The organism is Aestuariivirga sp. (assembly GCF_046294715.1).
GTDB lineage: Bacteria > Pseudomonadota > Alphaproteobacteria > Rhizobiales > Aestuariivirgaceae > Aestuariivirga.
In genome coordinates this window covers 49,741-62,070 of the sequence record NZ_JBKBKI010000020.1, presented here as the reverse complement: position 1 = coordinate 62,070, position 12,330 = coordinate 49,741, and the positions used below count along the sequence as shown (strand labels likewise).

The following is a 12,330-nucleotide window of genomic DNA, read 5'->3' as shown; positions in this document are numbered from 1 at the left end:
CGAACTATGACGAGCCCGTGGCTCTGAACAACACCGCACTCCAGGTGACGGTGACGATCACTGACGGCGACGGCGACAAGGTGTCGAGCTCGGCCGATGTCGGCAGCCAGGTGAAGTTCGAAGACGACGGCCCCTCGGTGACCACCGGGGTCTCGACGAGCACCGGCCTCAATGCCTTCGCGGTGAACATGGACGAGACGACGGGTGCCGACCGTTACAACACGGGCGAGTCGGAATCTGCCCCGGCCAATGTCAATGACAACACCGGCTCCGCGGTGTCGGACCCGACGGGGACCACGCCCTTCGGCTCCTACACGACAGCGGTGTCGGGCGGCCTCGGCGGGCTGTTCACGCTGAGCTCGAATGCGGGCTCGGACGGCCAGAAGTCGCTGAGCCAGTCGCTCAGCTTCGTGCTGACGGGTGCAGTGGGCGGCAAGATCGCCACCACGCTCGACGTGACGCAGCCGGCGGCCGGAGGCAACCCGGACAGCAACACCGGCGATGCTACGGCGTTCACGCCCTATGCCGACCCGTCGATCTACCTGGTTCAGGTGTCGGCCGGCGTGCTCGAGGGCCGTGTCGACGACGGCCAGGGCGGCTATGACGTGGCGCTGCGGATCACCATCACCAACGCCAGCGATCCGGCCAACGCCCAGATCAAGATCGAGCAGTTCATGGCGATCGACCATGGCGGCTCGGAGAACCCCTCGCTCTACGACGAGGTGACGAGCCTGCTGACCGGCTCTTCCGGCCAATCGGTGCAGCTGCAGTACAGCGCCACGATCACCGATGGCGACAACGACACCGCCACCGACACCACCACCATCGACTTCATCACCAGCACCAACTCGCCCATCACCATCGATGACGATGCGGCGGTGATCGATGTCACTGCGACAGGCTCCACCAGCCTCTCCAGCTTCAACATCAACCTGGACGAGACAACCGCCGCCAGCGACCGCTACAATACGGGCGAGTCGGAGTCTGCCCCGGCCAATGTCAACGACAACACCGCATTCACCGCGCCGGACCGGACCGGCACCAACCCGATAGGCTCCTACACCACCTCCGTGGCGGGCGGCCTTGGAGGCCTGTTTAGCATGACCGTCGACAACGGCACCGATGGCGAGTCTTCGGTGACGAGGGCACTCTCCTTCGCCACAGTGGACGGCAATGGCGGCACGCTCCTGACCAATCTGGACGTGACCCAGCCGACCGCCGGCGGAAACCCCGACACGGACGGCAACGCAGGCAATGGACTGACCCCGTACTCCGACCCTTCCATCTATCTCGTGAAGGTGTCGGACACAGTGATCGAGGGCCGGGTGGCCAACGGTGCAGGCTACGACGTAGCCTTGCGCATCACCATCACCAATGCCAGCGATCCAGCCAACGCGCAACTGAAGATCGAGCAGTTCATGGCGATCGACCATGGCGGCTCGGAGGGCCCCTCGATCTATGACGAAGTGGCGAACCTGCTGACGGCCACCTCTGGCGAGATGGTGCAGCTCAAGTTGACGGCAACTGTCACTGACGGTGATGGCGACGTGGCGAGCGACAGCGCGACGGTGAACCTGATCACCAGCACCTCCTCGCCTATCTCGATCGACGACGACGGCCCCCTCGCGGCAAACGACACTGACTCGATTGCCGGCGGTAGCTATGCACCGGCGACGGGCAACGTGATCACGGACGCTTCAGCGGGCGATGAGGGCGACAGCGATACTGGTGCCGACTCCTCGGGCACGGATGGCGCCAAGATCACCGGTATCAAGAGCGAGAACGTGCCCGCCAACACCGACACGTCGGTCGACGGGAGCGGGAACTTCGTGGTCGACGGGCAGTACGGCACGCTCACCATCAACCAGGACGGCTCCTACAGCTATGTCCGCTCGCTCTCGAGCCCGGGCGGTGTTCAGGACCAGTTCACCTATACGCTAACAGACGGTGACGGCGACACCACAACCGCGACGCTGACAATCTCCATCGGTAACGCGACGCCGACTGGCCAGAACAGCACTGGGACGGTGGATGACGAGGGGCTGCGGAATGGCATCCTCGGCGGAACCGACGATGCTGCGACTACAAAGTCCTGGGTCAGTGGCACGTTGACCTCGACAGGGGGCGACGGCGCCAAGACCTACAGTTTCGCCAATCTGAACGGAACTTCGGGAACGCTTGGCACCGAGAGCGTGAACTACTCCTGGGATGCGGCGAATTCCACGCTGTCAATTGTGTCTGCGCGGGGTACAGTGGCCCAGGTTTACGTGAACCCGACGACGGGCGCATACACCTTCGCGCTACTGTTGCCGGTGCTCCACGCTGTACAGGTTGGGGAGAACGACGCCCTGCTGAACCTGAACTTTCTGGTGACGGATGCGGACGGCAGCACCGATACAAGCGGCCAGTTGCAGATGACGATTGACGACGACACGCCGCAGAACTTCTCTCCGGAGAAAATGCTGTTCGTCAACACCGGCACGGCGACGGGCTCGGGCCTGCTGAACATCTTCGGCAACACCGGAGCAGACACGCAAGCGGTGAGCGCCACCTTTGTGGATAACATCACCAACGCAAGCAACTATCTAACCAAGGCCGATGGCACGACGCTAATTACCAGCGGCGGGCAGAATATAGTTGTCACCGGCTTCGGCACCAGCACCATAACCGGCACCACGACGGGTGGCCAAGTGGTGTTCACGGCAACGCTTAACCCGAGCGGAACGTCGGCGGGGGCGGACAGCTATACCATCACCTTCTTTAAGGCGCTGGACGATGGCTCGGGCGTGACAATCAACAACTTCGGTGCAATCGCTGCAGGCAATTCGGTGTTCACCACGCTGAACCCCGACGGTACGACGCAGGACATCTTGGCGTCAGCATACAAGAAAAATGCCGATGGCTCATTCAATTCCTACGCGACCGTCAACACCAACTCGTCAGGCATCGGCGTTGCGAACCAGTCGATGAATGATGGCGAGGTGCTGCGGATTGACTTCGTGAACAGTGCAACTGCAGGGAGCACCGGCAGCGTGAACTACTACGATTTTGCAGCAGTGAACGGGCACTACAATATTAATGACTTCTCGTTCACCATCATTCAGAAGGGGGGTGGCCTACCTGCCGACTCCCTCGAGCTCTGGGTAAGGGCCTACGACGCCGACAACGACAACCCGAGCAACACCACTGGGTCAGTCGAGGCCAATCACCAGACCGAGCTCAGAGACGATCCTCAGGTGGCGATCACAAGCATAACGGTTAACGGCATCGCCCTTGATCTCAGCACTCTCGTGACCGATAGATTTGGCGGCTATTTAATCACGGGTCTCGACAAGGACGATGTGATCATGGTCAGCAGCAATGTTATTGGCGATCCCACGCCTGGCTTCTCGCGCCTCGAGATAGAGAACGTTCAGGTGAGCGGCACCAGCGACCTGAACGGCGACAGCTTCGACATCGGCGTCTTCGCTTACCAGAAAGTCAACGTCGGCTCGAGCTTTGACTTCAACTTCCTCGTCCAGGCGAGGGACGGCGATGGAGATACCGCCACGGGCACGATCACGGTGACGAGCCAGCCGAGTGGCACTACGGTGACGGGAACAGCAAGCGGTGAGGCTCTGGCGGGCACCACCGGCACAGACACGCTGAACGGCAATGGCGGCGACGACTGGTTGGCAGGAAGCGCGGGTGCTGACACCCTAAACGGCGGCAGCGGCAACGACACGGCCGACTACCGCAATTCGAGCGCGGGTGTTACCGTCAACCTCGACGATCTCGTCGCTGAGACTGGCGGCCATGCTGAGGGCGACACTCTGAACAGCATCGAAAACGTGATTGGCTCCGTGCATGGCGATGTCTTGACGGGTGATGTCAACTCCAACGTGCTGATTGGCCTGCTCGGCAACGACACGCTAAACGGTGGTGGTGGGAACGATATCCTGATTGGCGGTGCCGGCCTCAATACGCTGAACGGCGGTGCAGGCGCTGACCGGCTGGTGATCGATCCTTCGGCGCTCTCCGAAATCGGGCTTACCGACGTGATCCAGGGCTATAGCGGCGTTGGCGGCGACGGCGACGTCATCGACCTAACGCAGCTCTTCGAAGTGACGCCGGTCGACTCGGACCTCGGCAATTACGTGCAGGTTTCGGGAAGCAACCTCCAAGTTGACGTCGACGGCCAGTCCGGACCGTCCGGATGGGTGACGGTTGCGACTTTCGACAGCACGCCCACGGCAGGATCCGTCAATATTCTCTATCACGACTCGACGGATAACACGGACAAGACCGGACAAGTCTAGTTCGGAAGCAGCTAAGCTGGGGCCCTCGAGAGAGGGCCCCTTTCTGCTTTAGTATAGTTGTAGGTCTTGTTCTTCCATTTTACCCGCGTCGCTCCGACGCTACATCTACGCAAGATGGCCTTTGGGGCGTGCGAACTGACTGTACGGGCACACCCTCTCCCCCGCGCTAGCAGACGGGCCCAGTGTGGACGAATGACAGGCTCAATTCCGTCGCGCACCTTGTGCATCGACACATGATGGAACGCTCTACCGAAAGACGCAGTTACCTCCAAGTTGTCAACATGACCCGCCTGGGCAACCGGGCGACTGAAGGAGTAACTGATGAAGGCTCTTGTTTTTGCCTCCCTGTTTTCGCTTGGCGTCCTCGGCGTCTCATCCGGTCCATCTCACGCTCTGCAGATCTCCCCGAGCACCCCTGCCCTTTCGGGAGCTCAGGACCTTCTTCAGGAGGTTGCGAAAAAGTCCGACCGTCGGAAGATGCGGAAGTCGTGGGATCGCAAGCGTGACGGCGACCGCTGTCGCTCGCGGAATGATCGGTGCCGGCACTACCGCCACGGCTATTGGTACGAGACACCTTGGTGGACGCTGCCGCTAATCAGTGGAACCATCATCCTCGACTCGGTCGATCGGAACTATAGCAGCCGCCACGTCAACTGGTGTGAGGATCGCTACCGATCATACAACAGGCGGACGAATACCTGGGTTTCGTACGGCGTTGCCATTCGCCAGTGCATCAGCCCCTACGGGCCGTAACTAACTTTTGCCCCCGGCACAGCGCCGGGGGCATTTCGAGAGCCCAGTCGGCAGAGAAGACAAGATGAACTCTGTCCACTCGCTTTCCGGTGCTGAGAGAGGGTCGGAGTAAGATCACGCCTTCACAGGCTTTCGGAAATATGGAAGCTCCTCCACGCGGGGCTGATAGTCGCCCTTGGCCGTGACAGCCTTCACATGTGCGATGATCTCCTCGAGAGGTGCGAACCACACCTTCTTGCTCCGCAGCGTATCCTCCAGCCAGCGTTCGACCAGGCGCCATCGCGCCAGCCTCCCGGTGAGGAAGGGGTGCCAGATTCCCATCCAGAAACCGCCGGCCTCATACTGCGCCTCGAATTCCTCCCAGAAGCCCTTGAGACCTTCCGACGGCGCCCTTACGGGCATAAGGTAGTCGATCTCGGCGTAGTGGGCGAAGGGCGGCCAGTCATCGGTGCCCCAGTGCACCGGCGCCTCCCAGAGATCGCCCTTCCGCGTCTTCATCAGATAGGGGATGTCGTCGGCCATCAGGGAGGAATCATAGGCGAACTCGTGAGACACGAGGAGGTCGATGACCTGCTGCGTGATGTTGTAGACCGGTGCTCGGTATCCACGCGGCTTACGGCCAGAGAGCTTCTTGTGGATGGCGAGCGCCTTCTCGAAGGCAGCCTTCTGCTTCTTTCCCCTTGTGGCGATCGGGTCTTCGTGGATCAGCCCGTGATGCCCAATTTCATGGCCGCCCTTCAGAATGGCCTCCACCGCACTCGGGTAGCGTTCCATGCACCAGGCGGGAATGAAGAAGGTCTGCCGGATACCGAACTTGCGGTAGGTCTCGAGGATGCGGGGAACGGCGACCGTCGGGCCGTAGCGGCCCATAGTTATGGGATACAAGCGATCATGGCTGTCCTCCGGCCGGGATATATGGATAAGGCTGTCTGCGTCCATGTCGAAGGTGATGGCGCAGGCGCAGCGTGCGCCATTCGGCCAGGGAATTGGATTTCGGATCATTATCGGCTCCTCGGGGTCAGCCTCCATCATGCATGCCGGCCCGGAAGTGTCACCTCCGAAGTGCAACCGGGAACAAGCCCGTGACGAAGCGATGCTTCCCAAACGCCTGCCAGTTGCTATTATGGATGCCCACACATCCGTCGGGAGGTCCCCATGAAACGCCTGATTGCCGGAGTTGCCACCGCCGCCATGCTTGCCGCCGCGGGACCCGCCCAAGCGGCGGAGACCATCCGCATGCTGGCACCAACCTGGCTCGGCTTCGCGCCGGTGCACGTCGCCAACGATCTGGGCTGCTTCAAGGAGGAAGGCCTCGAGGTCGACTACAAGTTCGAGGATGACCGGACGAACGTACTCGCCGCCTACGCGCGCGGCGACATCGAGGTCGACATGCGCACGGTGGGCGAACACCAGGGCAGGCCGCGGGATGCGGACACGCCCGGCGTCATCGTCGGCACCATCGACGAGTCGGTCGGTGGCGACGGCGTGATCACCGACGACGCGATCAAGAGCGTGTCGGACCTCAAGGGCAAGACGATCGCTGCCGAACCGAACATCCCTTCCCGACTGCTGATGCAGCTCGAACTCAAGAAGGCCGGCATGAGCCTGTCGGACCTCCAGATCAAGGACATCGCCACGGCGGATACGGCGGCGGTGTTCGCCGACAGCTCGATTGCGGCCATCGCCACCTACGAGCCCTTCATGTCGCAGGCTGTGAAGGCGTCAACTCGGCCCGGCGCGCGGGTGTTCTTCTCGTCGAAGGACTATCCCGGCATCATTATCGACATCATCACGGCCCGGCGCGAGGACCTCGCTGCAAATCCGAAGAAGTATGCCAGCTTCCTGAAGTGCATCTACAAGGCCATCGACTTCTCGAAGGCCGAGCCCGACAAGTTCGCCGAACTCGCGGCACCGCATTTCGGGCTCACTCCGGCCGACGTGAAGGAAATTCTCGCGACGAGCCTCGCCTATACGCCGCTCGACCAGGCAAAGGCCTATCTCGGGAAGCCCGGCGAACGCGGCAAGCTGCATGACATCTTCGACACGGTGATGCAGCTGAACCTCGAGAACGGCGCGGCCGAGAACAAGCTCGATTCCAACCAGCAGATCGACAACACGGTCATCAATCAAGTCACCGGCAACTGACCCATGGCGGGGGATGGCGGGCTCTTCGCGTTCCGGGGCGACATTCCGGCCCGGCTGAAGGTCCTGGTAGGCGTGGGCGTCGCCGCAGCGCTGATCGTGCTGTGGGAGATCGTCGCGCGCGCCGGGCTGGTGGCGCCGCAATTCCTCCCCTCCCCCAGCGCGGTGATCACGGCTATGTGGTCAATGATCACCACGCAGGGCCTGCTGTGGCATGCCCTCGTCTCCTCCGTGCGGGTGTGGGCGGCCTTCCTCATCGCCGCGGCGATGGCGATCCCGATCGGCATCCTGATGAGCAGCTACCGCATCGTCGGCGCCGGCCTCGAGCCGCTGATCGACTTCGTGCGCTACCTGCCGGTGCCGGCATTGGTTCCCCTGTCGATCATCTGGTTTGGCGTCGGCGAGGAAACCAAGATCTTCCTCCTGTGGCTCGGAACCTTCTTCCAGCTGGTGTTGCTGGTGGCCGACGACATGCGGCGGGTGCCGCACGAATACGTGGAGATCGCCTTCACGCTCGGTGCCAAGCCGCGGCAGGTGCTGAGCGACGTGGCATTGAGAGCGATGGGGCCATCGCTGGTGGATAATCTCCGGATCACGCTCGGCTGGTGTTGGACCTATCTGGTGATCGCCGAGATCGTCGCCGCCGACAGCGGCCTCGGGTTCGTCATTTGGTCAGCGCGCCGCTACGTGAAGACGCCAGAAGTGATGGCAGGCGTCGTCGTCATCGGGCTCATCGGTCTCATCACCGACCAGCTGCTGCGAGCTCTGCACCGCCGCATGTTCCGGTATCTTTGAGAGATGAGCGAGAATTATCTCAGTTTTGAGAAAGTCAAGAAATCCTTCGGCGCCGTTCCGGTGGTCTCCCAGACGACGCTGTCATTCGCGCGGGGTTCGCTGATCGTCTTCCTGGGCCCCTCGGGCTGCGGCAAGACCACGCTGATGCGCATGGTCGGAGGCCTCGACCGGCCGAGTTCCGGCACAATCCGCCTCGACGGTGAAGCGGTCGCCGGCCCCGACCGGCGACGCGGCATGGTGTTCCAGTCCTATTCGTCATTTCCCTGGCTGACGGTCGAGGGAAACATCGCCTTCGGCATGCGCTACCGGAACGACCTGAGCGACGCCCAGCGGCAGGAGCGGATCGGCCACTATCTGAAGCTCATCGGTCTCGAGGAATTCCGTCACTCCTACCCGAACCGCATCTCGGGCGGCATGCGCCAGCGGGTGGCGATCGCCCGCAGCCTCGCGGCGGGCTCGGACGTGCTGCTGATGGACGAACCCTTCGGGGCGCTCGACGCCCTGACCCGGGAGCGCCTGCAAGTGCAGCTTCGCGCGATCCAGTCGAGCGAGGAGAAGACGATCATTTTCGTCACCCATGACGTGGAAGAGGCGGTGTTCCTGGCAGACCGCATCATCCTGTTCTCGGCGCGGCCCGCAACGGTGCTGCGCGACATCGACGTGACGGCGCTGCTCGGCAGCGAACGCCAGCTCGAGACGCGCGAGAACGAGGCGTTCTTCAAGCTGCGCAACGATATTCTGCATCTCATCCGCACCGTAACCGGTAGTTCATGAGCACCAGCCTGCAAGGAAAGCAAGTTGTCATCACGGGAGCAAGCCGGGGCATTGGCTTCGGCATCGCCCAGGGCTTCGCGCGGGCGGGCGCGCAGCTTCTGCTCATTGCAAATGACCCGTCGGTGGCGGAGCAGGCGCGGACCCTGGGTGCCACGGGGGTGGAGGCAGACATAACGGATGGCGCGGCAGTCGCGGCTGCGCTCGAGCCGCCCACGAGGATCGACGTGCTAATCAACAATGCCGGCCTCGAACGCCTGACGCCGGTCAGCGAAGGCGGCGCCGAAGTAGAAGCGGTTTTCCGCCGCATCATCGAGATCAACGTGATCGGCACACAGCTGGTCACCCGGAGGGCACTGCCAAAAATGGTATCAGGTAGCGCCATCATCAACACGGCTTCGATCTGGGGCCGTGTCGCGGAAGCCGAGTTCGGCGCCTACGTCGCCTCCAAGCACGCGGTGATCGGCCTCACCAAGACCTGGGCAAAGGAACTCGGCCCCCGCGGCATCAGGGTCAATGCCGTGTGCCCGGGCTGGGTGCGAACCGAGGCTTCGATGCGCTCGCTCTCGATCATGTCTCAAAGAAAGGGCATCGGCGAGCAGCAGCTCCTCGACAGCATCACCGGCAACCAGGCGCTGCCAGGCCTCATGGAGCCGCCAGACATGGCGGACACCTATGTGTTCCTTGCCTCTGACGCGGCGCGGAACATCACGGGCCAGTCGCTCGGTGTCGATCGCGGAGAAGTTCCATGGTGAAGAGGCTCGACGAATTGCGGGTGCTGATCACCGGCGCCGCCAACGGGATTGGCCGGGCCACCGCCATGGCCTTCCTTGCCGCCGGCGCCAGGGTGGTGGGGCTCGACCTCAACGCCAGCGATGGCCCGGCGAAGATCCTCGCCTGCGACCTCAGCCGCGAGGAGGATGTGGTGAGGGCAGTCGCCGCGGCGGCAGGAGATCTGGGCGGACTCGATGTCGTCGTCAACAACGCCGGCATCATGCGCGAAGCGCCGGTCGGCGCCATCACCGCCGCCGACATCGATGCCCACTTCGCAGTCAATGTGCGGGGCGCCATCCTGGTGACGCGCGAGGCATTGCCGCATCTGAAAGAGGGTGCGCGGATCATCAACCTCGCATCGGAGCTTGCCTATCTCGGACGCCAGAACGCATCCGTCTATTGCGCGACAAAGGCCGCCATGCTTGGGCTGACACGCTCCTGGGCGCGGGAACTGGCGCCCGGCATCCTGGTCAATGCCGTGGCACCCGGCCCCACCGATACGCCGCTTCTCGGCTTCGAGAGCTTGACACCCGCGCAGAGGGCGCTGGAAACCGCCCATCCGCTGGGTCGAATTGGGCGACCGGAGGAAGTCGCGGCCGCCATCCTGTTCCTGGCCGGCCCGGGGGCTACACTGTTCACCGGCCAATGCCTCGGCGCCAATGGCGGCGCCGCGATGGCATGACCCTCCAGCGCTTCATTGACGCCCAGACCCCAGTCATCGAGGAAGCGACGGCGGAACTTGCCGCTGGCAGCAAGAAGAGCCACTGGATGTGGTTCGTGTTTCCGCAACTTTCAGGCCTCGGTCGCTCCGACATCGCGCATTTCTACGGTATATCCGATCTCGAGGAGGCGCGGCGCTACCTTGCGCACCCTGTGCTCGGAGTGAGGCTGCGACGCCATGTGCAGTTGATGATCGAGCACAAGGCCAAGACGGCGCGGCAGATCCTCGGGACCCCGGATGACCTCAAGTTCCGCTCCTGCCTCACGCTGTTTCTCACGGCCTCAAGAGCGGAGGCCGACCGCTCGCTATTCGAGGCTGCCCTATGCCAGTTCTATGGCGGAGAGCGTGACCCGCGGACAGTGATGCTGCTGGAAGGCAGAGGCCTTCCTCAGTCGGATATCTAATCGTATTTTCTTTCGAGCAATCCCCTCAGCTCGTGTCGCACTCACGCGAAACTCTCTTGCCGTCTTGTCTGGTGCATCAGCAGGCCAATCGTGGTGTTGCGCTGGTGCTCCGAATTGACGTGGTCAATACCCTCGACGGTTATTGCCAGCATTCCGTCCTCCAGCCTCTCAATCCAGCGCTTGGCCTTCAGGTACCAAAGATGGAAATCAAGCTGGTCGAGCGGGCAGCCGAAGATCCGTTCCAGTTCAAAGTCCGGCACACCGGGGCTCTTCACGCTGTGCCTCCGCTTGGCGTAGAATACATGGAGAAGACGATCCTGGACCTCGATATCCTTCTCCACGCTGCCGACAGCTGTGGCCTGCCCTGGATTGCAATGATACGAACCATGAAGGTGGCCGTGCCGCATGTCATACTGGGAACGCTTTTCCGGGTCTCTCAGGATGTCATGCGCTTCGGCAATGATGCCAAACCTGTCCCGATCGCCAGTCAAAGGATTATCAGGATGGTACCGCTTTGCGAGCTTGTAGAACTGCTGTGCGATATCCTCCGAACTGGCACCCGGCTTCAACCCCAGCATTTCGTAGTAGTTGATCACGTGGCCGTTTTCCATTGGTTAATGCCTCCTTACCGGAAACCTTGCAATTACAATGCCGCGAGTGCGAGTTGTGTCGGCAAAACGAGGAGTCCCGATCCGGTGCAGCGGCTACTGCTGCCCGGAGAGTTGTCCCGAGGCGTAAAGACAGTTAACAAGTGTTTACTATCGTACTTAAAACTTGCGGCGTGCTCAAGCGGGTTCGACGCACACATGCGAACGAATTGAGGAAGGCCGGAACTGAGCTGGCGCCCCGCACTCATGGAGTTCACGGCGATCGTGCCAATGCAAGCCTCTCTGACTGGCGGCATCAGCGCCGCACTTCGAAGATCATGTTGAAGGGAGTCTCGGCGGCGCGGCGGAAGTGAGTAAAGCCGGCCTTACGGAACACATCCGTCAGTCGCGCCTCACCCGCTTGGGCGCCGAGCACCATATGGCCCCCCTCGGAAATAGCGTGAGCGCAACAGATGACGGTGGAGGCGGCGTAGTAAAGCTGTCCAGTAAGTGTCATGTTGCCCGCTGCATGATCATGCGCAAACGGCTCGACCAGCATGATCGTTCCTCCGGGTGCCAGCACCTCCATGGCGTGGCGGGCCGCGGCGACAGGATCGCCTAGGTCGTGCAACACATCGAAGAAGCAGATCAGATCATATTGCTGATCAGCAAACTCGTCTGCCTTGGCGAGACTGAATCGTGCCTGGCCGCCGAGCCCTTCCTCTTCGGCGTGCCTCCTTGCTTCCATGATCGATGCCTCGTGCGTGTCGAACCCGAAGAAACGCGAACTCGGAAATGCCCTGGCCATGAGCAGGGTCGAGTGACCGTGTCCACAGCCGATGTCTGCCACGCTGATGCCTTCCCTCAGCCGCGACACCACTCCGTCGAGGGTTGGCAGCCAGTTCTCCACGAGGTTGGCGCGATAGCCATTCCGGTAGAAGCCGGCGACACCGCAGGCTGACGATGTCGGATTGGACGACATCATCCACTCCCACCTGAACTTCTATGGGCAAGCCGCTCGCCAGCCATAAGGGTCCAGCTCTCTCACCGACGATCCTCACCCTGAAGGACCGTTGTCCGGGCGC

Annotated in this window: 11 protein-coding genes; 8 read left to right on the top strand and 3 right to left on the bottom strand. The window is 62.0% G+C overall.

Translation table 11 applies throughout. The annotated features are described in order from the left end of the window. Window positions 1–17 precede the first annotated feature (17 nt). Window positions 18–4,298, top strand: a complete 4,281-nt coding sequence (locus tag ACK4HL_RS13875; RefSeq protein ID WP_409761300.1) for a beta strand repeat-containing protein — start codon at window positions 18–20, stop codon at window positions 4,296–4,298. A gap of 321 nt (window positions 4,299–4,619) precedes the next feature. After that, a complete protein-coding gene (locus tag ACK4HL_RS13870; RefSeq protein ID WP_409761298.1) occupies window positions 4,620–5,051 on the top strand; it encodes a BA14K family protein in 432 nt (143 codons plus the stop codon). Window positions 5,052–5,165: 114 nt separating this feature from the next. Here ACK4HL_RS13870 and ACK4HL_RS13865 read toward each other — a convergent pair whose 3' ends face one another. Further along, on the bottom strand, window positions 5,166–6,053 hold the full coding sequence (locus ACK4HL_RS13865) for a polysaccharide deacetylase family protein (RefSeq protein WP_409761297.1): 888 nt from the start codon (window positions 6,051–6,053) through the stop codon (window positions 5,166–5,168). A gap of 153 nt (window positions 6,054–6,206) precedes the next feature. On the opposite strand from ACK4HL_RS13865, the gene ACK4HL_RS13860 reads away from it, so the two are divergent. The 6 genes from ACK4HL_RS13860 to ACK4HL_RS13835 are packed head-to-tail and all read left to right on the top strand — an operon-like array spanning window position 6,207 to window position 10,658. Beyond that, entirely contained in the window at window positions 6,207–7,196 is a 990-nt protein-coding gene (locus tag ACK4HL_RS13860) for an ABC transporter substrate-binding protein (RefSeq protein WP_409761295.1), read from the top strand. Window positions 7,197–7,199: 3 nt separating this feature from the next. Continuing rightward, entirely contained in the window at window positions 7,200–7,988 is a 789-nt protein-coding gene (locus ACK4HL_RS13855; RefSeq protein WP_409761293.1) for an ABC transporter permease, read from the top strand. A gap of 3 nt (window positions 7,989–7,991) precedes the next feature. After that, window positions 7,992–8,762, top strand: coding sequence for an ABC transporter ATP-binding protein (locus ACK4HL_RS13850; RefSeq protein WP_409761291.1), 771 nt, complete (start codon window positions 7,992–7,994; stop codon window positions 8,760–8,762). Next, entirely contained in the window at window positions 8,759–9,514 is a 756-nt protein-coding gene (locus ACK4HL_RS13845) for an SDR family NAD(P)-dependent oxidoreductase (protein WP_409761289.1), read from the top strand. The genes ACK4HL_RS13850 and ACK4HL_RS13845 overlap by 4 nt, the downstream gene beginning before the upstream one ends. Continuing rightward, complete coding sequence (locus ACK4HL_RS13840) at window positions 9,508–10,215, top strand: SDR family NAD(P)-dependent oxidoreductase (protein ID WP_409761287.1); 708 nt, start codon at window positions 9,508–9,510, stop codon at window positions 10,213–10,215. Before ACK4HL_RS13845 ends, ACK4HL_RS13840 begins: the two co-directional genes overlap by 7 nt. After that, window positions 10,212–10,658, top strand: coding sequence for a DUF1810 domain-containing protein (locus tag ACK4HL_RS13835; RefSeq protein WP_409761285.1), 447 nt, complete (start codon window positions 10,212–10,214; stop codon window positions 10,656–10,658). Before ACK4HL_RS13840 ends, ACK4HL_RS13835 begins: the two co-directional genes overlap by 4 nt. 41 nt (window positions 10,659–10,699) lie before the next feature. On the opposite strand, the gene ACK4HL_RS13830 is transcribed toward ACK4HL_RS13835, so the two are convergent. Beyond that, entirely contained in the window at window positions 10,700–11,269 is a 570-nt protein-coding gene (locus ACK4HL_RS13830; protein ID WP_409761283.1) for a J domain-containing protein, read from the bottom strand. Between the two features lie 292 nt (window positions 11,270–11,561). Then, window positions 11,562–12,230 carry a class I SAM-dependent methyltransferase gene (locus ACK4HL_RS13825; RefSeq protein WP_409761281.1) on the bottom strand — a complete coding sequence of 223 codons (669 nt, stop codon included), beginning with the start codon at window positions 12,228–12,230 and terminating at the stop codon, window positions 11,562–11,564. Between the last annotated feature and the right edge of the window lie 100 nt (window positions 12,231–12,330).